Genomic DNA, 21,507 nt, shown 5'->3' with positions numbered 1-21,507 from the left:
CTAGGCCTGACCAATTAGCTCTACCTTTATAACTCCGTCTAATTGTCTAACTTCGTGCAATACATCTTCTACTGGTAACGTCAATTCCTTTGTTTCAAAAGAAATATTCACATGAGCCACACCTTGTAATGGTAAATTTTGATTGATTGTTAATACACTTCCATTATGATCAGCAATGATTCGCAATATATTGGACAGCATGCCAGATTCATTTGAAATTAATGCATTAATGGACACAATTTTCCCCTGTGAAAGCTCATAAAAAGGAAATACATAATCTTTATATTTATAATAGGCAGAACGACTTAAATCCATTTTTTCAACAGCTTCATTAATCGTTTTTGCTTCTCCTAATTGAAGAATAGATTTTACTTTAATCGTCTTTTTAATTGCCTCTGGTAAAATCACTTCGTTCACTAAATAAAATTTGTCTTTTTTTCCTTTTGCAGCCATAACTATACCTCTTCACTACTTGTGGACACGGAACTTGCAATATGTTGACCATATAAGGTAAATACGGAATACATGCCAATAAAGAATGGAATGTATTCAGCAACAATCCGCCAAGCCACCGCAACTAGCCCCACAGTACCAACAGGTAAAAAAGCAGCAAATAAATAGACAAATAGACCTTCAGCTACTCCAGTGCCTCCTGGGGTGGGAGCAAAATATAAAATTAAATTTAATAAAATCATTCGATTCAATATTTCAACAATGCTTATATCTGTAGTAAATGCATACATCAATGCCGGTGCAATTGCATATAAACAGAGTAGACTTAGACCAGATTCAACGAATACAATCAAAGATTGAATAGGGTTTGCATATAATAAGCTTAGCCCACTATTAAATTCATCTAGTTTTAGCAACCATGCTTTGGCATTTCCTTTTTTTGTGACTTTTGAAAGCCATGCCACAAGGTGTTTCATTAAACGCGTTTGTAACAGATACATTCCCATAAATGTTGAAATAACTACAAACACAGAAGCCCAAAGTAATTCTGTATTTGTAATATAAGGGATTTCAATAGGATCTGTAAGTAAAATAATAGGCAACATAACAATAAGAAATAATATAGAAAATACAGTTCTTACCAATACAATAGGCGCTGCCTTTCCGATAGGCACCTGATAAGAGCGTAATATCAAAGCTTGTGCTACAGCACCTCCACTAGCACCAGGGGTCAACATAGCCATAAAATAGTTACCAAAGATAACCCGCAAAATAGCAACTAATGGCAATGTATATCCACCCATTCGAACTAATCGTTGCAAACGCAACCCATCAAAGTACATTCCCATTACTAACACAAGTCCTGCTAACGCTAACGAGGTAAGATTAAATGTCCCCAATGTACCTAGTGACTCAAGATCAATGGTGAAATAAATAGTTGCTCCTGAAACGATGAGTAGCAAAAGTCCAATGAATATACCTCTTTTAGCCATCGTATTCATGGACGATCTCCTTCATTCCATTGTCCGTAATGAATGAGACTGATCTCATTAGCAGATAGATATTCTCTCACTCTTGATGACGTCATAGCCCATCGCTCTTCGTCCCAATGGTAGCCCCATGGATATAATGCATTAAGACTTCTATTGTCCTTTCCTGGATGTGTCATAATTTCATGTACACCGTGTTTATTGGAAACCTTGGACAGAATTCCCAGCAACGCATCCTCATGTAACTGGCCACCATTCATCATTCCCCAGAAATAAAGAGGGGACGAAAAGCCTAAATCTCGAGACGTTGTATAGGCTTGTTGTGTGATTGTCGTTAATCCTACTTTTCCAATCCATCGACCAATGGACCTCACTCCATTACATAGAAATGGACTTTCATCAGGCATACGTATCTTATTGATACCATATCGTTTCATCTGTTCCGCTACAATCGGTAATACTTGTGGCAATACATGCATGTGCTGATGTCCATCTATATGTGTAATAGGAACACCGGTACTCATAATTTTATTAAACTGGGCTTCTATCTCTTTGCGCAATTCTTGACCATTTATTTTTCCAGTAAATAAGCGTTTCATAAATTCAGTATGTGTTTCTGGAAACTTACCATTCACTAATAAGCTAGATACTTCTTTTGGATCACTTACAGGCGCTAATCCACCGACAAGACAAATATGGATGCCCACTCCTAATGTTTCTGTTTCTTTTGCTAATATGATAGCATCATCAAATGCTTCACCAGAAGCTAACAAAGATGTGCTAGTAACAATCCCTTTTTGATGACTTTCAAGGATCCCTTCATTGATAAGGGGATGTAGCCCAAAATCATCTGCATTAACAATAAGACGTTTCATAGTTACCTTCCTGTACACACTAAATGGATATATGTATTATTTTACCAGAATCATACCTATTTGGATAGACATTTTTTTACTTCTTGTACTTTATACATGCACAAAGCTCCAGCTATAGCAACATTCAACGATTCCATAGGACCATACATAGGAATGGAAATACGTTGTTGTACTAATTGTAATAGCTCTTTACTAATGCCATTTGCTTCATTCCCCAATACAATCATCGTCGGTCCTTCATAGTCGGGAACGCCATAACTAATGCTATCTTCTAATACTGTTCCATACACCGTCATTGAAGTATTGGCTAGTAAGGACTGTATATCTTGCAACTCCAAATTATTGTAAATAGGAATTTTGCAAAGCCCACTCATAGTACTGCGTACAGTCTTCTCATTATAGATATCTACTGTATGAGACGTTAAAAACATAGCATCTACACCTGCTGCAACAGCCGTACGTATCAATGTTCCTAAATTACCTGGGTCCTGTACGCCATCCAGTAAGATATACAGTCCGTCAGGTGCTATACTAAAATCATGTAGCCTACTTTTTTTTTGACATGCAACTGCCAACACACCTTGCCCATGCACTGTTGACTCAATACTTTTCCATATGCTACTAGATATAGAGTATACATCTACATCATAGGTATGACAGTATGTAATCAGAGTTTGTAACTGTTCCTCTTTTACTATTTCTGTATTAACAATGACATAGCGGATTGTTCCGGTAGGTAACATGTCCATAACAGCACGAAATCCTTCAGCTACAAATTCCTTATGTGTATTTCTATACTTTCTTTTATATAGTTGCAAAATATGTTTGATTTTTTTATTATCTCTTGAACTAATTTCTTCCATAAGCACCTTTCTATTGTGGTAATACTAGCAATGATGTATCAATATTTCCCATAGTGTGTCTTACATACTATGAAATCTCTACTGACGACTAAGTATATACGACTATGCATTCCATAAAGAATAGAATAGTCCTTTATTCTCTAATACTTCCTCTAATGTACCAGATTCTACAATGGCACCCTCTGAGATGACAATAATTTTAGTAGCATCTCGCAATGTAGATAAACGATGCGCTATCGCAATCATAGTTTTTTCCCCTTTAATATTTCCAATAGATTGCTGCAATAATTCTTCTGTATGGCTGTCTATATTCGAAGTAGCTTCATCAAATACTAGCAACGACTTATTTTGTACTAGTGTTCTAGCCAACGATAACAATTGCCTTTGCCCTTGTGAAAGTAAAGATCCTAGATACCCTACTGGCGTTTCGTAGCCTGCTTCTAACCGCTGCACGGATGCATGTAAATGTGCTTTTTCAGCAGCTGCTTGCACCATCTCCAAAGTAACTGCATCATCAAATAAAGAAATATTATCTTTTATGGACCCTTTAAATAAATGAGAATCTTGAAATACATATCCAATGGACTGGCGAATCATCCTTAGATCCATGTCCTGTACATCTTTTCCATTGATACGAATTGTCCCCTTGGTGGGCGTTTCAAACCCTAATAACAATTGCATCATCGTAGATTTACCACCACCTGATGGACCGGCAATACCTAAGAACTCACCTTCTTGCAGTGACCAAGTAATATCTCTTAGCACATAGTTATCAGATCCATCATAGGAAAAATACACATGGTCAAACTCGATAGATCGTATGGTATCAAATTCAGAGGGAATAGAAATTGTCGCCTCAACACTACCCTTACCTTCTTCTAACATCGGAATAATACGTTCAGCTCCTGCTAAAGCTGATTGTAAATTACCATATTTTTCTGCAATCTCTTTAATAGGCTCAAAGATACGATTGATATATTGTAAAAAAGCAAATACAGTACCGGCTTCCGTAATAGAATCAAAGTATCCCGTTACTGTAAAGATAGCAATCAAAGCAATAAAAAATAATCCATCCACAATCGGTCTAAAAATAGCAAATGTTTTGACTTCAAATAGACCCGCCTGCAAAAACTCACGACTCACACGATCGTAACTTTTTTCCATGATGACTTCTCCCACATAGGTTTTAATCATCAAAATAGCATTCAGCATTTCCTGAACCGATGCATTAGATGCAGCTACTTTGCTACGTACACCACGAAATGCTTTTCTAGCGTATTTGCGATATACAAATATAATCCCCGTAAATACTGGCATCAGCAATAGTATAATCGAAGCTAATGTTGTATCAATCCAAAACATAAACACTAATATGCCTATAATCTGAAAAATACTACTACTAATTTTAACTAATACTTCAGTATATAATGTGCGTATAGCCTCTGTATCATTCGTGACACGAGTGACTAGATTTCCTACAGGATAGGAAGAAAATTCTCTAGGTCCCATGGCCAATATTTTAGAAAAAATTTTATTTCGAATATCATAAATGATTCGTTGTCCAAAACTTTGTAAGGCATAGTTTTCGATGCCTAAGGCAACCATACCAAATAGGATGACACCAATGTATATAACAGCATAGTTCGTAATGAGACCCATGTCTTTAGTGGCTATACCTACATCTATAAACTCTTTCATAATAACCGGTCGAACAAGTTGTACCCCTAATACAAGAATGAGCATACAAACGCCAAGACACATATATCCAACATAGGGTTTCATAAACGTACTGAGATGTAACAGCACATGATAATCAGTTTTCTTCTTACTCTTCATGACCTTCTCCTCGTCGTTGTAGCATCGCTAATTGATGATACATACCCTCTTTAGCTAGTAATTCATCATGTGTGCCTGACTCTATAATACGACCTTCATGGAATACATAAATACAATCTGCATCTCTCAATGCTTCCAGTCTCTGTGAAATACAAAGAATTGTTTGATTCCTATGTGTACGCAATGTTTCTAAAATATGTGAAAGACTATGCGCATCTAAAGCGGAAAATGCATCATCTAATAACGTATAAGGAGCTTCTTTATAAAAGGCTCTTGCTAAAGAAATGCGTTGGCGCTGTCCACCGGATACATCACTTCCACCTTCTCCTAGACTATCATCTTTACGTGCTCCCTCAATGCGCTCTTCTAAATCTCTGAATAAACCAGCTCGTTCTGCAGCCTCTTCAATAGAGAGAGTATGCCTATTTTCATCACTATAGCCAAACTGAATATTGTCACGTATGCTTACACTTAACAAAGATGGCGTAGCCGGTGCATAGGCAATACTGCGCCGCAACGTACTTACAGGAATCTCATGAATATCCATATCTCCAAAATATATACAACCTTTTGGAGCATGTTGAATATCTAATAGGAGTTTAAACAACGTAGACTTACCCGATCCAGGCCCACCGACAATACCGATAAAAGAGCCCTTAGGAATATGCATAGTAACATCCTTCAAAATAGGTTCTTTACTAGATGGATACGTAAAATCTAAGTGTTTTATAGTAATATCTTCCAATCCTAAGGTTTGGACATCTGTTTGCACTTCTTCCTGGGGAAGATCAAAAAAATCTACCATCCGTTCCAAAGAAGCCATCCCTTTTTGTAACACAGCCGTCAAGGATCCAATCGCCATAATCGGTCCTATCACTAGCATGACGTACCCATTTAATGCAACAAATTCACCAACTGTCAGATTACCTTGAATAATAGCTTGCCCACACACATACATATTCAAGGCATAACAAACAAATGGTGCCATATAAGTTAAAGGAGTTAATAAAGAATCTATCTTTACCACTTCCAAATTGTTATTATAATTTATTTTATTCACAGCAGTGAATCGTTTCCAACTTCTGTACTCCTTATTGAAAGCTTGAATAACAGCCATTCCTAAGAACAGCTCTTGTGCATATTCTGTAACATCACTATAGGAGGATTGTGCTTCTTTTTGACATCTACGTAACCGTTTAGATAATTGCAACATACCAACTACAATGAAAGGCATCGGCAAAATCGTTACCACAGCAAGCCATAAAGACATTTTTTGTACTAATATACAGAATGCAATGACTCCAAAAAAGATAGCATCTACAAATAACATCACCCCTAGGCCAAGAGAAACTCGCAAAGATGTAACATCATTCGTCATCAATGCCATTACTTTTCCTGGTCCATGCTCATCGTAATAGGAAGTTGGAATACGTAATGCATGGTGAAATAATTCTCTTCGCAGATAAAACTCAAAATTTCGAATAGATCCCAACAGCATATGTCTTGAAATATATTTTAGAAATGTAACAACAAGTCCTAGGGCAATGAATAATCCTACATAGTTCCAGATTCCATCTTTACCCACATATAATGTATTGATAGCTTCCCCCATCCAAGTAGGAACTAATAAGAATAGTCCGTTAATGATTAATAATAAAATAATACCCACGATATATTTGTACGAATGCTCTTTGAAAAAGTGGCGAAACAAATGAATACCCTTCATAACTACCTCACTTATATTAATTTCGATTTTTTTCGATAAAGTTTATTTACTAATTTTATTGTACCATGTTATAATGTCATTATACAAAAGATATTATTCCGTAATTAAAGGAGGAACATACAATGGAAAAACGTACAGGTGTAGTAACATTTGCAGGTAACCCAATCGCTTTATTGGGTAAAGAAGTTAAAGTAGGTGACAAAGCTCCTGCTTTCACATTGTTAGACAATGGATTAGGTGAAAAAACATTAGCTGACTATGCAGGTAAAGTAAAAGTTATCTCTGTAGTGCCATCTTTGGATACTGGTGTATGTGATGCACAAACTCGTTGGTTCAATCAAAACGTTTCCAAATTAGGTGAAAACGTAGTTGTATTAACTGTATCTGTAGACTTACCATTCGCTCAAAAACGTTGGTGCGGTGCTGCTGGTATCGATCAAGTAGAAACATTATCCGATCACCGCGATCTTTCTTTTGGTGAAAACTATGGCTTCATTCTTGAAGGCTTGCGCTTATTATCTCGTGGTATCGTTGTTATCGACAAAGATGATGTAGTTCGCTATGTAGAATACGTACCAGAAGTAACTTCTGCTGTTAACTTTGATGCAGCTGAAGCAGCAACAAAAGAATTAGTTTAATCGTTACGTACTAACTATATAAGGGTGCAGTGATTCGTCACTCCACCCTTTTTTATTGGAAAGGTCTCTATGAATCATATTCTAAAAAACATATCCACATTTTTTCAGTGGGTTCTGAATGGTACATTATTTGCTATCGGTATTGTATTAACTGTAGCTGTCCTTAATACAGCCTATTATATAGTTACATTAATACCAGGTTTGTTTACAACAGATATAGCTTACACCACTTTTATGGAAGAAATTATTAACTTCTTTTTATTCTTTGAATTTTTATCCTTAGTAGTTAAGTATTTTAAAAATAATTTCCACTTCCCTCTGAGATACTTTATTTATATTGGAATAACTGCTATTATTCGGTTGATCATTGTGTCCCATGAATCATCTATGGACCTATTCCTATGGTCATCTTCCATTTTAGCTTTAGTCATCAGTTTAGTCTTAGTGGTTCGATATGGTAAAGAACCTAACAGTGGTGAACGCTTATAAGCTCTTAATCTATCCTATGCAAACTAGAATTTTATATATCTATCGAATGTTTATTTTCTTAGCAATCTATGATCTATGCATCAAAAAAAGGACTGTTCACGATTTCGTGTTCAGTCCTTTTTCATCAATAAAATTATAATCTATTAGATTCTCATAACACTTCTTTTACAGAGTTGTTCAATCTAGGCAACTCCAAAATAATCGTGTTACGTATAATATGCTATTAGATAATATTCTATAGATATCTATTATAGAATATTACGAGTATATTCTGCATATAACACTTCTAATTCAATTACTTTTTCATTCATTTCTACTTGTAAAGTAGATGCTGTATCATAGTCACCATTACCTAAAGACTCTGTAATTCGAGAGAATAAAGATTTAGTATCCACACTATCTTTAGCTAGGTATAAACGCAATGTGTTTACTTTATTCCAATTAGCACTATCGAATGCATCTGCAGGATCATGAACTGCTTGTAAAGAACGCACTAATTGAATATTAGCAGGGACAATACGATTTGCTAATTCTAGTTTCCAACGATTTAATACACCTGCCATGAAAGAGTCCATCAAGTCTTTATCAAATGCTCCCCCTAATGTTAAGGAAGCCACTTTTTCTGGATGATTCGTGTATCCTTTAATATTTTCCCAAACAGTAGCTGGTGCTTTACCAAACTTACGATCTCGTTCTTCTGCCGTAAAGTCATCAAACACGTCAACTTCAGAGCGATATTCACGGGATGCTTCTAAGTAATCAGCAGCTTCTCCTTCTTTTTTAGATAATTCTGCTAAAATTTCTTCAGGAGCTTTACCAGATGTGATAACATATTTCATTCCATCGAAAGCAGATAAGTAAATCAATGCTAATGCTGTGTATGTATTGGTATATGGGTTTGGAGAACGCAATTCAAAACGAGTTGCCATTGGTGTATCCACATCGCGAATCAAACCACAAAGAATCGTACGGTTACGGCTTGGCAACGCAGGATCTGTACCCAAGGATGTAACGATACATACTGGTGCTTCAAAACCTGGTTTTAAGCGATTCAAGGAATCTGTTGTGGAGGAAATGAACGGGTTGATCGCTTCATAATGTTTAAGAAGACCCATAATCGCACCATATGCTAATGGACTGGCATGTTCTTTTCGCAAATCAGCTGGAGAGAACAAATTATATACTTTTCCATTTTTCATTTTAACCATTACACCGAAATGTGTATGTTCTCCAGAACCGGCTACACCGATAATTGGTTTCGCATTGAATGTTACATCTAAACCATTTTCACGGAATACTTCACGAACGATGATACGAGCTTGTAGTTCATTATCTGCCGTTTGTAATGGATTATTTGTGTATTTCCAGTCAATTTCTAATTGTTCTAATACCCAGTCCACATTACCTTCATCGTCAAGTTTTGCTTTGACACCGCCTACTTCTTTATGTCCCATTTCTGCATGTAAGCCATATTTATCCAACAAGGACACTGCTTGTTCTAATGCAGTACGAACAGAACCATGTGTACGTTGCCAGTATTGCTCTTGTAGTTTTTGAGATACAGATAAGGCTTTCGCATCTACATTTTTAGACGGAGTTTTTACCCAGAACTCTAATTCTGTAGCAGATGTAAAAATCACATCAGCAATTTCATTAGCATCGATGAATTCCATACCTTTTACTTGGTTAGCTTGTAACAGTTTCATCAATTCATCTTTAACATATTCACAACTGCGTTTTAAAATAGAGCGAGAGTCTACATAGCGATCACAATGTTTTAAGAAAGCTGGAATACGAAGTGTACCTGTCGGTTTACCAGTCTCTTCATCAATATGTTCATAGTTATAATCTACAAACCAGTTAACACTTGGATCCCCCCACATATCTACACGAGCATTATTTAATGTGGCAATATTTGTCAACACAACGGAAGACCCATCTGTTTGTACCGCACGACCTTCAAAGAAGGATTCATAATCGTCAAAGAATTGTTCCATTGGAATTTTTTCATCTGTATCGTTACCGGCCAAATCAACACCCACTAAAGATACGAAACGAATTTCAGGATGTTGCTCTAGTAAGGCAAGAACACCTTCTTTACCATATTGACCTGCTGGAATGTAATATAATAATTCTTTGCTCATAATAAACCTCCTCATAATAAACAAAAAGACTCCAAGAAACTATGTTTCTTAGAGTCCTCATTGACTTAGTATTATATTATGCGATTATAGTAACATAATCAATTAAGTCTGTCAACAGATTAGTTGACTTTTGCAAGTTCTTCTTTGACAATGGCATTGACTAACTTGCCATCTGCACACCCCTTAGTCTTTGGCATTACCAACGGCATAAGGTCACCCATCTTAATTGGTGCAGTTAGGGTGGAAATCGCTTCTACCACAATATGACGAATTTCTTCTTCACTTAATTGGGCAGGCAAATATTTTGCTAATACTTCCATCTCAGCTTTTACTTGAGCAATTAAGTCATCACGATGACCTTTCTCAAACTCAGCTAAAGAATCTTGACGAATTTTCATTTCTTTCGCTAAGATAGCGATAATATCTGAGTCTTCTAATTCAATTTTCTTATCGATTTCTGTATTTTTTATGGCGCTATTTACCATGCGAATGACTGAAAGAGCTACTTTACCAGCTTCGCGAGCTTTCATAGCTTCTTTCATATCTGTCTTAAGCTGATCTTTTAAGGACATGTTGTACCTCCAAGATTGACTTACGCTTTGAATTTGCGTTTTCTTGCTGCTTCAGATTTTTTCTTTCTTTTTACGCTTGGTTTTTCGTAATGTTCGCGTTTGCGTACTTCAGATAAAACACCTGCTTTTTGGCAGGAGCGTTTAAAACGACGAAGTGCACTTTCAAGCGATTCATTTTTACCGACTTTAATTTCTGACATCTATATCCCCCCCTCCAAAACGTATAATGGAAGTGCAGGTAATTCTTATACGCACATACAGATATTATAAGCAGTAGACCTTCATTTGTCAAGCCTACTCCCCTATAGTTTCTAGGAATTCATCTTACAATTTCATTTCCATACCAATACGGAACATGCGACCATCAAGGTATAACTCCGGAACTTGTCGATTCAATAGATTGTCGATGCCTACATATGCGGAAAGACCATTATTCCATTTTTTGTTCACACTGAAGTTCAATGTGTTGAAGGAATATTCATTATGCATGCTAGTGCCTCTAGCTTGTGCTGCAGTAAAGCTATATTTATGTGTAAAGCTATCCCACAATACAGCACTGTATCCATCTGGTTGATGATCATCATACATGATTTGTAATGTACTTATTGAACGTGGACGGTTATCTAAACGCTCACCAGTTGTCACATCCTTAGCATCAATATGATTATAAGTTCCCTTTACAGTGATACGGTCAGATACTTTATGACCTACACTAAATTCTAAACCTTGGATTTTTGCTTTACCTACATTGTAGTATTGATGACGTTGTGATACACCAGCTACGCTAGACTCAACCTTATGGCTATCAATCAGATTAATTACACGACTATGGTAGTAACTTGCTTTACCAAATGTACGACCACGTTCCGCTTCTACAGATACATCAAAGGAAGTAGATGTTTCTGGTTGTAAATTAGGATTCCCCACAATGTTTAATACACCAATAGGCGTAGTGTGGAACATATTCAAATACATTTCAGAAATACTTGGTGCTTTATACCCTTTACCGTAGTTAACTTTTAAGCGTGTATCACCATCAAATGCATAGACAGCCCCTAATTTAGGTGTCACATTATCACCAAATTGACTATTGTGTTCATAGCGAATCGCAGGGGTTAAGGAAAGTTTTTTATTTACTTCCCATAAATCTTCTCCATAGGCAGCCCAAGAATCATAGTGGAATCCTTTGATTTGTTTTGCTCCGTGTCCATCTAGTCCGCCTAGGCGAGTGCCTTCATATGACACATAACGATATTCACCACCAAATGTTACATTGTGGTGGTCTCCTACATACATCGTATCTTTACCCTCTACCACATAGGTTTTATATTTTGCTGCATCATAATCATGAGCTGGATATAAGGACTGATAATCAAACTTCAATGATGTTGGTGGTGTTGGTGGTTTACTTGGCATCATCACATTGATAACACCTTCAGGTAAAGTACGGTCATCTGTCATTAGATAATTTTTATCTAATTGACTATAATAAGCTCCTATTTCATAATTGTTTCTATTGGTTTTACCACTGTAAATAATACCCGTTTGTAAACTCTTATTATCAAAACGTTCTGTTTTATTCAAATTGACAGGTACCATTTTGGGAGCTGCTGCAAAGACCATTCCACTTTTGTGGAATACAGTGGAATAGCGATTTGCATTATCTGTTTGCAACTTTTCTTTATAATAACTTACATCTAGCTTTAGTTTATTATTATTACTATTATTAAAACTATATTCTACACTTCCGTTGTAGGATTGTTTATCACCGTACATAATACGGCGATATCCTTCTGTGTAGCCAGTTAATTGTTTTGTTCTTTCATTGAACGTCTTGTCAGACATATGGCGGTTAATAGGACGCTCTTTAGTGGCATTCACATTGAAAGTCACATTCCAATTGCCTTGATTACCACTAGCATAGGAATAATGCGCCTGTTCACGTTTAGTCCCTGTTGAAATGCCGATTGTTTGAGAAGTTTTTGTTGGCTGTTTAGTAATGATATTAATGACACCGCCAATTGCATCGGATCCATACAATGCAGAGGAAGATCCACGCACAATTTCAATTCGATCTACTTGATCTAAATTGATACGTCCTAATGTATATACGTTTGTCGTATTGGATGCATCTTCACCTGCCAAACGACGGCCATTCACAAGAACCAAAGAGTGTCGAGATTCCATCCCCCGAATCATCACTTGATTACCAGTCATTCCTGCTTCTGATAAATTAATATTATCAACCAATTGTAATGCACTCTGAACACTATCTGCACCTAAGCGTTTCATGTCTTCTTGAGTAACAACTTGTACAGCTGCAGAACTATTTTTAATTGTTTCTGCCCGCTTTGAGGCCGTAACTACAACTGTATGGTTATCGTTACTATCCATAGCTTGTGCTACGTAAGCAGGTGCCAACAAACTACTGAAAATTGCTCCGTATAGAGATGCCTTTAAAAGTGTATTCATAATCTTTCTCCTCCATTATGATTATTCATATAATGCGTTATACATTAATTCCAATGTGTTTGTAATTCTTGTGCCAGGATTCAATGCAAATAAACCACCCGGCACATAGTGGATCTGTCCCATTTCTACAGCTTTTACATGTTGCCATGCTGGATTCGACTGCATCTCTTTCAAAAAGGATTCCTTAATCGATGGGTCTGGATACATAACAACAAAAATAATTCGCTCAGGATTTTGTTCCTGAATAAATTCTAAACTAAGTGGTACATACGATGCATCGCTTCCTATATATTTGCCAATATTATCAGCACCTAAGGTATCCAATAATTTTCCACTAAATGAATGTTCTGTACTTACATTTAGGTTACCTGGTGTACCCAGTAATAACAATGTTTTAGGATGTGGCTTATCCTTTATTTTCGCTTGATAGTTTGCAAATACAGTATTGATTTTCTCTATTTGTATCTTGCTTATATCTGGATGATTCGTAAGCTCACCGAATAGTTGCAGGGACCGATTGACATCTTCAAAAGAATCTAAATCATTAATATACAAAGGAATGTTAGCTGATGTTAAAGCCTCCCGAAGTTTTATGTGATTTGCTATATTCATACCAATCACCAAATCTGGATGGAGACTAATAATCTTTTCTATATCTGGATTATATGTATTCCCTACTGAAGGAATATCCTTAACCTTTTCACGTAAATCCCCTGTGAGAGACGCCGCATCCATACGCCCTACAATTGTACCTTCTACCGCTAAATACATATCAATATTAGCCGTATTTAATATAACTACCCGTTTAGGATGAGTTGGCATAACCACTGAGGCTCCAGTTTTGTCAATTTCTGTTCTCGTAGATGCCTCTTGGCTTACTGCTGTTGGAGTATCTCCAGTCCAAGAGCACCCTGATACGACTAGCAATCCACATAAAACAGAGACACAAGCTACTGTATTCCACCGTCGCATTGGTTTCCTCCCAACAAAAAAATCCATCTTCCCTAAGGAAAATGGAACTTATCCGAATACTATATATTGAGCACTTGCTCACTTGTTACTTAAATTTACAAAATGTTAAATCAATATGATTATCATAATATAAATGAAATCTTTTGTCAATTAAAAGCGAGGCCTATTAGACCTCGCTTATAAATGATATAGCTATAACAACACTATGAAAGGAATCATTAAATCCATAAGTCAGGAACTACGATATATCACTGAGCATCCCCAATAAATAGCTGGATCAACTTATACTAACTCCTACTACGCTTGAAAGATAGCTTGTGCCACTTTAATTTCATGGCGCAATTTTTCTTCATCAATCGTCAATAATTCTTTATCCTTCATCACCGCTTTGCCGCCTACTACAACAGTAGTTGCATCAGATGCATTCGCAGCATATACCAAGGAGGCTACGTCATTGTAGCGAGGTTGCCAATGTAATCCTGATGTATCATAGAGAACGATATCAGCACGATATTCAGCCTCTAATACACCAAGATCATCATAGTCTAATGCTTTTGCCCCCATTACAGTTCCTAATTCCCATGCAGTTTGAGCAGGTATAGCCAATGGATCATATAAACGCGCTTTATGCAACATTGCCGCTAAGCGCACTTCTTCTAGCATGTCTGCATTGTTGTTACTAGCTGAACCATCTGTCCCCAAACCTACCACAATCCCTTTGGCAAGCATTTCTGGAACTGGTGCAATGCCACTGGCTAATTTCAGATTTGATTGTGGATTATGTGCTACACGAACTGATTTTTCTTTCATAATATCCATATCTTCATCAGTGACATGAACACAATGCGCTGCTAAACAGCCTAAATCAAATAAGCCTAAATCATTCATATGAGCAATAGGTGTTTTACCTGTCGCTTTGATAACGTTCTCTACTTCACCCTTAGTTTCACTTAAGTGCATATGAATTTGAGCCCCTAACTCTTGGCCTAGGTTCACAACTTTTTCTATGTAGTCATCTGGGCACGTATAAGGAGCATGAGGTCCTAGCATTACTTTAATTTGGCCCTGATTATACCCATGATAGTTTAAGAACAATTCTTTACTTTCTACTAATGCTTGTTCTGCCGTAGGAGCTACACCTGCCATGCCGCGGGATAATACGGCACGGATACCTGTTTCTTTCACTGCTTCTGCTGTTTGATCCATAAAAAAATACATATCGCTAAAGCAAGTTGTACCAGACCGGAACATTTCTGCAATACCTAATTGCGTACCCCAATAGGCTAAATGATCATTCAATTTTGCCTCTGCTGGCCAGATCGCAGTTTGTAACCAGTCCATTAATTCTAGATCATCAGCATAGTTACGCAACAATCCCATTGCAATATGCGTATGTGTATTCACCATACCTGGCGTAGCTAACATACCTTTACCATCAATGACTTCTTTAGATTGTGGTACGTCTGTATTAGGTACAAAATCTTTGATATATCCATTGTCAATTACAATGGCAGTATCTCTTATAATCGTATTTCCTTGTAACACATCTACATGTGTAATGACTAAATCTACCATGCTATACTCCTATTTCATTTTCTTTTCTTGTAAACCACGAATACTATCTATGAAAGGAGGTCGTAATACTCCTTCTTCTGTGATGATAGCTGTTACTAGTTCATGAGGTGTAACATCAAACGCAGGATTCAATACTTCAATACCTTGTGGTGCAGAAGGAACTCCCTGAAATTGTAGCACTTCTTGAGGATTACGCATTTCAATAGGAATATTGTTCCCTGTTTCCATAGAAAAGTCAAATGTGCTATATGGTGCTGCTACATAGAAAGGAATATTATGATGCTTTGCCAATACAGCTACACTATAGGTACCAATTTTGTTGGCCACGTCTCCTTCTAACGTAATTCGGTCAGCACCCACGATAACTGCGTCAATCAAACCTTGTTGCATAGCATAACCAGCCATATTATCCGTCTGTAATGTGACAGGAATACCATCTTGATGCAACTCAAAAGCAGTCAGACGAGACCCTTGTAATAGTGGTCGTGTTTCATCTGCATACACACGCTCTAGTCGTCCTTGTGCATGTACTTCTCGAATCACTCCTAGGGCAGTCCCAATGCCAGCAGTAGCCAAGGCTCCTGCATTACAATGAGTCAAAATACGATAGTTTTCTTTATCCTGAAATAAAGTAGCACCATGTTTTGCCATGCTCACATTTAAGGCTACATCTTCTGTATCGATGGCAATCGCTTCTTTAACAAGAACTTCATCTAACTCATTAATATGACCTGTAAAAGTATCAACCACTCGTAATATCCGGTCAATAGCCCACATCAGATTGACGGCTGTAGGTCTAGTTTGACGTAAGGTTTCCGCAAAAGCTCTAAACTCCGTTAGAATTTCTACACTGGATCCACCTCGATGAAAACTTTCACGGAAGGCTAAAATCAATCCATAGGCAGCGGATACACCAATCGCTGGTGCACCTCGAACACGGAGCATTTTAATAGCCTCTGCTACCTGTCGCCAATCTGTACAGTGTAAGTATTCCACAGATGTAGGTAATTTGGTTTGGTCTAAGATGATGACTTCTGTTCCATTCCATTCAATGCTTTTCATACTTATTCCCTCCGTAGAGATTATTTCTGTTAATGCACATCTTCAATCAATAATGTTTGCATATCCTCTTTGGAAAAATGATACTTTTCATTACAATAATGACATGTTAATTCAGTTACCTCGTCTTGAGCAAGCTCCTTTTTATCATGCATTGGTAAACTAGCTAGACGATCGAAGAATCTATCTCGGCTACATGGACATTCAAAATGTACTCTTTCACTATACACTTCCTGTACAGTAAACCCTTTAAGGATTCTCTCCATTAATTGCTCTGCATTAGGATGTGTTGTTAAGTATTTTGTAATAGGACCAATTGTCTGCAAATTAGCTTCAATCATGTCAAAAGCATCATTCGTAACATCTGGTAAGGCTTGAATTAAGAATCCGCCAGCTACAACTGTATGATAGTCAGGATCTACTAAGACTCCTAAACTTAAAACGGACCCCACTTGCTCGGACATCGCTAAATAATAAGCTAAGTCTTCAGCTACTTCGCCTGTTTGAATTGGACTTTGGGATGTATAATTTTGTCGTAGCTTCGTAAATCGTGTAACTTGCACTTCCCCAGTGCGTCCAACAGCAGCCCCCACATCTAATTTACCTGCTCGTTGCAATGGTACATCCACATGTGGATGATCTACATAGCCACGAACTGTATTATTACTAAATGCATCTACATGAACAATCCCCAACGGACCATCACCACGCAAACGAATGCTAACATTCTCATCATTTTTAAAGTCGCTGGCCATTAACATAGCTCCCGTCATAGTACGACCAAGAGCCGCTGTTGCCACCGGCCATAAATCATGGCGAACTCTCGCCTCTTCTACTGTATCTGTTGTAACAGCAATGGAAAGTCTAAGTCCTTCTGCTGTTGTATAACGTTTAATAAAATCCACGGATATCCTTCTTTCTACATAGACTCCAATAGATTGATCATTTCGATAGCCCCCATTGCGCAATCGAAACCTTTATTGCCTGCTTTTGTACCAGCACGTTCAATAGCTTGTTCAATATTTTCAGTAGTAACTACACCAAACATCACAGGTACGCCAGATTCTAAAGATACATGTGCAATCCCTTTGGCTACTTCATTGCATACATAATCATAATGAGTCGTTGCTCCGCGGATAACAGCACCTAAACAAATCACAGCATCATATTTTCCACTTTTTGCAGCTTTTTGAGCAATTAGAGGAATTTCAAATGCACCTGGTACCCAGATTGTAGTAATATCACTATCTTGTACATCATGTCGTAACAAGGCATCTTTAGCACCACTAATTAATTTAGATGTAATAAACTCATTAAAACGAGATCCGATAATAGCAAATTTTTTACCAGTACCTATCAATTTACCTTCTTGAATCATTGTATATCTCCTTATTAATTTCAATATAGTTAACTATAGCATCAAACGTTTCATCATACTAGTAGTCATACATAGCATTTCAAACAATATTACAACATATGACGCATTTTTTCTTTCTTTGTGCTCAAATACTTAGCGTTGATGCTATTGGCTTTAATCACAATAGGAACGCGCTTAGATACAGTAATACCCCAACGTTCTAAATCCTCTTTCTTTTCAGGATTATTCGTTAATAACTTAACACTTTTCACATCTAATTCACGAAGCATTTGTGCCGCCAACGAATATTCACGCATATCAGGAGGGAACCCTAGCTTTACGTTAGCCTCCACTGTATCATAACCTTGATCTTGCAATGTGTAAGCTTTGATTTTATTAGTTAAACCTATGCCACGACCTTCCTGACGCATGTATATAACAATGCCTTCTCCTTGCTCTTCAATAGAGCGCAATGCATTTTCCAATTGTTCCCCACAGTCACAACGATGAGAACCAAATACATCCCCTGTTAAGCACTCAGAATGAATACGCATCAACACATCAGATTTTCCACGCACATCACCTTTTACAATCATCAGATGTTCTTTGTGATCCACTTCATTTTTAAAAACGATGATGCGGAACTCACCAAATTTGGTAGGTAACTTAGTTTCTGCAGCAATACTCACCAATTTGTCATGACGTTTTCTATATTCCACTAAGGCTTCCACAGAAGCAATTTTTAAATTATGCTTCTTACTAAACGCCACTAAATCATCCATACGAGACATATAGCCTTCATCATTTGTAATTTCACAAATCGCTGCTGCTGGATATAATCCGGCTAATTTACAAAGGTCAATAGAAGCTTCTGTATGACCTTGACGAACCAATACGCCACCTTCTTTATAACGCAACGGGAATACATGTCCAGGGCGTCTAAAGTCTTCTGGTTTTGCATTAGGGTCAATGAGCTTCTGCATCGTTATAGCACGTTCTTCAGGAGAAATGCCAGTAGTCGTATCTACATGGTCTACAGATACAGTGAACGCAGTTTCATGATTATCTGTATTCTTTTCAACCATTTGTGGAATGCCTAAACGAAGCAAGTCTGCTTCTAGCATAGGAGTGCAAAGTAATCCTCGTGCTTCTTTAATAATGAAGTTTACCGTTTCTCTAGTAGCAAATTCAGCAGCAATGACTAAATCACCTTCGTTTTCTCTGCTTTCATCATCAACGATTATGACAGGTTTTCCTGCTTTTAAATCTTCAATTACTTCCTCAATAGAGTTTAATGTATAGGACATGAGTATCATCCTTTCTATAAAAAGCCGTTACGCAACAATGTGTCCATCGTCACCTTACTAGGTGTAGTAGATTCTTGAGAAGAATCTTTCATGAAATGTTCAATATAACGGCCAAAAATATCTGTTTCTAAATTCACTGTTGTACCAATAGAAGCATATTGTAAAATAGTATTTCCAATTGTATGAGGGATAATGGAAATTTCAAACCATCCTTGTCCTACCTTTGATACTGTTAAACTAGCTCCATCTACTGTGATAGATCCCTTATATATAATATAGTGCAAAATATCAGAAGATGTAGTAATACGGAATACAATGGAATTACCTACATGGTCTTTTCCTATAATACTTCCCTGACCATCTACATGTCCTGCTACTACGTGACCACCAAAACGACCATTAGCAGCCATAGCCCGCTCCAAATTCACTGGACTGCCTGCTGAAAGATTCAATAAAGTAGTCATTTTTACAGATTCTGGCATGACATCAGCGGTAAAACGATCGGATCCTATAGTCGTTGCAGTTAAACATACACCATTCACCGCTACAGAATCACCAATTTTCAAGTCATCAAAAATCTGGGTGCCTGAAATTTCTAATGTAAGAGAATTCTGAGTTCGCTTCACACTATGTATCGTGCCAATCTCCTCAATGATCCCCGTAAACATAGACACCTTCTCTTTCTTTTCGATAACTAATGACCTTCATATTATCCCCTACAGACATCACTTCGTGGATATCTAATTGTACAGCATCTGCTAAGCTGGAAAACCCTAGTCCACCTACTGCAGGCGTGGCACCTATGCCACCGATAATGCGGTTACCAATATAGGTTACCAATTTATCAAAAGACTTCGTTTCCACAAAGCTAGCCATGACTTGACTACCGCCCTCAATGAGAATACTCATACATTGACGAGCGCCTAATTCCTCCAATATAAAAGAAATATCTAAGCCTCGTTCATTAGATGGTGTCACAATCACTTCCGCACCTTTGTCACTAAAGGCACCCATTTGCTCTAACCCACAATCTTCACCTACAAATATAGTAATTGAACGATTCGGTACAGTCCAAATCGTAGCATCTAATGGCGTTCGCCCTTGGGAATCTAAGATATACAAATGCGGTTGATTATCTACAGTTTCTTGTGGTAAGCGACAGCTCAACAATGGATTGTCCGCCATAATTGTTCCGACACCTACTAACATGCCATCTACTTCTTTTCGTATACGATGGCCATCAATACGAGCCTCTTCATTTGTAATCCATTTTGACTCTCCGCTAGCAGTAGCTATTTTTCCATCCATAGACATAGCAGATTTTAAAATTACAAAGGGCTTTCCTGTTTTGATGTAGGTAATGAAAGCTTCATTCATTTCTACACATTGCCGTTCTAAAACACCAACCTCCACAGAAATACCTGCTTCTTGTAACATTTGTAATCCTTTTCCAGCTACCAATGGGTTTGGATCAATCATACCTATTACGACACGAGAAATACCTGCTGCGATTACTCGTTTGGCACATGGAGGCGTCTTACCATAATGCGAGCATGGCTCTAACGTAACATATAAGGTCGCACCTTTAGCATCCATACCTGCTTGATGTAAGGCATACACCTCCGCATGGGGTTCACCCGCTTTTTGATGATATCCTTCACCTATAATGCGACCATCTTTTACGATAATCGCACCTACCATAGGGTTCGGTGAAGTACATCCTCTTGCTTTTTCAGCTAATTCAATAGCTTTTGCCATATATTTTTCATCAGTTGTCATGTGTGTCATCGGCTCACCTCTACACAAAAAAGGGACTATCTACATAGTCCCTTTAGCATTCCAATTATTTGATAGCTTATATATAGCTACCAATATACTGTCTTTTCCCATCCAGACTTTACTGTCGGTTCCGGAATACCACCGGATCTGCTCCTAAGAGCTTGCGGACTATTATACCGCCGGTCAGGAATTGAGGTTTCCCTCGCACCTTGCCTCAAAGACTCGTGTATTTGATTGTTGTTCTTATCTTTATAAGATGAGTTTATTGTATCATACATTGCTTGATATAGCAATGAACGTTGCCATTCAGAGTAACTATATCACTCTACGGTAGTCAAACATTTGTGACACAACCTCCTAAAAGTTTATTTAAGAAGTACTCTGCTATATATTCATTGGGT

The 21,507-nt window shown here is 37.4% G+C and carries 20 protein-coding genes and 1 riboswitch; of the genes, 2 read left to right on the top strand and 18 right to left on the bottom strand.

Going from position 1 to position 21,507, the window contains the following annotated elements; genetic code table 11:
* From EO122_RS02455 to EO122_RS02430, 6 genes are all read right to left on the bottom strand, one after another.
* Positions 1-453 carry an ACT domain-containing protein gene (locus EO122_RS02455; protein ID WP_126937264.1) on the bottom strand — a complete coding sequence of 151 codons (453 nt, stop codon included), beginning with the start codon at positions 451-453 and terminating at the stop codon, positions 1-3.
* A 2-nt stretch (positions 454-455) separates the two neighbouring features.
* Complete coding sequence (locus EO122_RS02450; protein WP_127009225.1) at positions 456-1,454, bottom strand: flippase-like domain-containing protein; 999 nt, start codon at positions 1,452-1,454, stop codon at positions 456-458.
* On the bottom strand, positions 1,451-2,317 hold the full coding sequence (locus tag EO122_RS02445; RefSeq protein ID WP_127009224.1) for a ChbG/HpnK family deacetylase: 867 nt from the start codon (positions 2,315-2,317) through the stop codon (positions 1,451-1,453). Before EO122_RS02445 ends, EO122_RS02450 begins: the two co-directional genes overlap by 4 nt.
* Before the next feature lie 56 nt (positions 2,318-2,373).
* Positions 2,374-3,180 (bottom strand): RNA methyltransferase, encoded by an 807-nt coding sequence (locus tag EO122_RS02440; RefSeq protein WP_127009223.1) that lies wholly within the window; start codon positions 3,178-3,180, stop codon positions 2,374-2,376.
* A gap of 102 nt (positions 3,181-3,282) precedes the next feature.
* Positions 3,283-5,016 (bottom strand): ABC transporter ATP-binding protein, encoded by a 1,734-nt coding sequence (locus tag EO122_RS02435; RefSeq protein ID WP_127009222.1) that lies wholly within the window; start codon positions 5,014-5,016, stop codon positions 3,283-3,285.
* The gene (locus tag EO122_RS02430; protein ID WP_127009221.1) at positions 5,006-6,742 is read right to left on the bottom strand and encodes an ABC transporter ATP-binding protein; all 1,737 of its coding nucleotides are present in this window, start codon (positions 6,740-6,742) and stop codon (positions 5,006-5,008) included. Before EO122_RS02430 ends, EO122_RS02435 begins: the two co-directional genes overlap by 11 nt.
* Positions 6,743-6,864: 122 nt before the next feature.
* Between EO122_RS02430 and tpx the strand changes: the two genes are divergently transcribed.
* Positions 6,865-7,380 (top strand): thiol peroxidase, encoded by a 516-nt coding sequence (gene tpx, locus EO122_RS02425; protein ID WP_127009220.1) that lies wholly within the window; start codon positions 6,865-6,867, stop codon positions 7,378-7,380.
* Between the two features lie 69 nt (positions 7,381-7,449).
* Positions 7,450-7,869, top strand: coding sequence for a phosphate-starvation-inducible protein PsiE (locus EO122_RS02420; protein WP_164725932.1), 420 nt, complete (start codon positions 7,450-7,452; stop codon positions 7,867-7,869).
* A 248-nt stretch (positions 7,870-8,117) separates the two neighbouring features.
* On the opposite strand, the gene EO122_RS02415 is transcribed toward EO122_RS02420, so the two are convergent.
* From EO122_RS02415 to ribD, 12 genes are all read right to left on the bottom strand, one after another.
* Positions 8,118-10,013 carry a glutamine synthetase gene (locus EO122_RS02415; RefSeq protein WP_127009219.1) on the bottom strand — a complete coding sequence of 632 codons (1,896 nt, stop codon included), beginning with the start codon at positions 10,011-10,013 and terminating at the stop codon, positions 8,118-8,120.
* A 119-nt stretch (positions 10,014-10,132) separates the two neighbouring features.
* Complete coding sequence (locus EO122_RS02410) at positions 10,133-10,585, bottom strand: GatB/YqeY domain-containing protein (protein WP_062402848.1); 453 nt, start codon at positions 10,583-10,585, stop codon at positions 10,133-10,135.
* Positions 10,586-10,605: 20 nt separating this feature from the next.
* On the bottom strand, positions 10,606-10,785 hold the full coding sequence (rpsU, locus tag EO122_RS02405; protein WP_009353131.1) for a 30S ribosomal protein S21: 180 nt from the start codon (positions 10,783-10,785) through the stop codon (positions 10,606-10,608).
* A 124-nt stretch (positions 10,786-10,909) separates the two neighbouring features.
* Complete coding sequence (locus tag EO122_RS02400; RefSeq protein ID WP_127009218.1) at positions 10,910-13,057, bottom strand: TonB-dependent siderophore receptor; 2,148 nt, start codon at positions 13,055-13,057, stop codon at positions 10,910-10,912.
* A 21-nt stretch (positions 13,058-13,078) separates the two neighbouring features.
* Positions 13,079-14,029, bottom strand: coding sequence for an ABC transporter substrate-binding protein (locus tag EO122_RS02395; protein ID WP_164725931.1), 951 nt, complete (start codon positions 14,027-14,029; stop codon positions 13,079-13,081).
* Between the two features lie 297 nt (positions 14,030-14,326).
* Positions 14,327-15,604: an amidohydrolase gene (locus tag EO122_RS02390; RefSeq protein ID WP_127009216.1), complete on the bottom strand. Its 1,278-nt coding sequence runs from the start codon at positions 15,602-15,604 to the stop codon at positions 14,327-14,329.
* 9 nt (positions 15,605-15,613) lie between these two features.
* Positions 15,614-16,666, bottom strand: coding sequence for an S-methyl-5-thioribose-1-phosphate isomerase (gene mtnA, locus EO122_RS02385; protein WP_127009215.1), 1,053 nt, complete (start codon positions 16,664-16,666; stop codon positions 15,614-15,616).
* Positions 16,667-16,695: 29 nt separating this feature from the next.
* Positions 16,696-17,568 (bottom strand): Hsp33 family molecular chaperone HslO, encoded by an 873-nt coding sequence (hslO, locus tag EO122_RS02380; RefSeq protein WP_127009214.1) that lies wholly within the window; start codon positions 17,566-17,568, stop codon positions 16,696-16,698.
* Positions 17,569-17,582: 14 nt separating this feature from the next.
* Positions 17,583-18,041 carry a 6,7-dimethyl-8-ribityllumazine synthase gene (gene ribE / locus EO122_RS02375; protein WP_009353515.1) on the bottom strand — a complete coding sequence of 153 codons (459 nt, stop codon included), beginning with the start codon at positions 18,039-18,041 and terminating at the stop codon, positions 17,583-17,585.
* An 89-nt stretch (positions 18,042-18,130) separates the two neighbouring features.
* Positions 18,131-19,327: a bifunctional 3,4-dihydroxy-2-butanone-4-phosphate synthase/GTP cyclohydrolase II gene (locus tag EO122_RS02370; RefSeq protein ID WP_127009213.1), complete on the bottom strand. Its 1,197-nt coding sequence runs from the start codon at positions 19,325-19,327 to the stop codon at positions 18,131-18,133.
* 14 nt (positions 19,328-19,341) lie between these two features.
* The gene (ribE, locus tag EO122_RS02365) at positions 19,342-19,953 is read right to left on the bottom strand and encodes a riboflavin synthase (RefSeq protein WP_240632634.1); all 612 of its coding nucleotides are present in this window, start codon (positions 19,951-19,953) and stop codon (positions 19,342-19,344) included.
* Positions 19,954-19,975: 22 nt separating this feature from the next.
* Complete coding sequence (gene ribD / locus EO122_RS02360; RefSeq protein ID WP_164725941.1) at positions 19,976-21,106, bottom strand: bifunctional diaminohydroxyphosphoribosylaminopyrimidine deaminase/5-amino-6-(5-phosphoribosylamino)uracil reductase RibD; 1,131 nt, start codon at positions 21,104-21,106, stop codon at positions 19,976-19,978.
* Between the two features lie 95 nt (positions 21,107-21,201).
* Positions 21,202-21,332, bottom strand: a riboswitch (FMN riboswitch).
* Positions 21,333-21,507 lie beyond the last annotated feature (175 nt).

The organism is Veillonella sp. CHU110, from assembly GCF_003992255.1.
Classification (GTDB): domain Bacteria; phylum Bacillota; class Negativicutes; order Veillonellales; family Veillonellaceae; genus F0422.
This window is presented reverse-complemented; position numbering and strand designations above follow the sequence as displayed.

Excerpts from the sequence above, each read along its gene's own strand:
- EO122_RS02455 (WP_126937264.1), bottom strand. The coding sequence starts at position 453 with ATGGCTGCAAAAGGAAAAAAAGACAAATTTTATTTAGTGAACGAAGTG.
- EO122_RS02450 (WP_127009225.1), bottom strand. The coding sequence starts at position 1,454 with ATGAATACGATGGCTAAAAGAGGTATATTCATTGGACTTTTGCTACTC.
- EO122_RS02445 (WP_127009224.1), bottom strand. The coding sequence starts at position 2,317 with ATGAAACGTCTTATTGTTAATGCAGATGATTTTGGGCTACATCCCCTT.
- EO122_RS02440 (WP_127009223.1), bottom strand. The coding sequence starts at position 3,180 with ATGGAAGAAATTAGTTCAAGAGATAATAAAAAAATCAAACATATTTTG.
- EO122_RS02435 (WP_127009222.1), bottom strand. The coding sequence starts at position 5,016 with ATGAAGAGTAAGAAGAAAACTGATTATCATGTGCTGTTACATCTCAGT.
- EO122_RS02430 (WP_127009221.1), bottom strand. The coding sequence starts at position 6,742 with ATGAAGGGTATTCATTTGTTTCGCCACTTTTTCAAAGAGCATTCGTAC.
- tpx (WP_127009220.1), top strand. The coding sequence starts at position 6,865 with ATGGAAAAACGTACAGGTGTAGTAACATTTGCAGGTAACCCAATCGCT.
- EO122_RS02420 (WP_164725932.1), top strand. The coding sequence starts at position 7,450 with ATGAATCATATTCTAAAAAACATATCCACATTTTTTCAGTGGGTTCTG.
- EO122_RS02415 (WP_127009219.1), bottom strand. The coding sequence starts at position 10,013 with ATGAGCAAAGAATTATTATATTACATTCCAGCAGGTCAATATGGTAAA.
- EO122_RS02410 (WP_062402848.1), bottom strand. The coding sequence starts at position 10,585 with ATGTCCTTAAAAGATCAGCTTAAGACAGATATGAAAGAAGCTATGAAA.
- rpsU (WP_009353131.1), bottom strand. The coding sequence starts at position 10,785 with ATGTCAGAAATTAAAGTCGGTAAAAATGAATCGCTTGAAAGTGCACTT.
- EO122_RS02400 (WP_127009218.1), bottom strand. The coding sequence starts at position 13,057 with ATGAATACACTTTTAAAGGCATCTCTATACGGAGCAATTTTCAGTAGT.
- EO122_RS02395 (WP_164725931.1), bottom strand. The coding sequence starts at position 14,029 with ATGCGACGGTGGAATACAGTAGCTTGTGTCTCTGTTTTATGTGGATTG.
- EO122_RS02390 (WP_127009216.1), bottom strand. The coding sequence starts at position 15,604 with ATGGTAGATTTAGTCATTACACATGTAGATGTGTTACAAGGAAATACG.
- mtnA (WP_127009215.1), bottom strand. The coding sequence starts at position 16,666 with ATGAAAAGCATTGAATGGAATGGAACAGAAGTCATCATCTTAGACCAA.
- ribE (WP_009353515.1), bottom strand. The coding sequence starts at position 18,041 with ATGATTCAAGAAGGTAAATTGATAGGTACTGGTAAAAAATTTGCTATT.
- EO122_RS02370 (WP_127009213.1), bottom strand. The coding sequence starts at position 19,327 with ATGTCCTATACATTAAACTCTATTGAGGAAGTAATTGAAGATTTAAAA.
- ribD (WP_164725941.1), bottom strand. The coding sequence starts at position 21,106 with ATGACAACTGATGAAAAATATATGGCAAAAGCTATTGAATTAGCTGAA.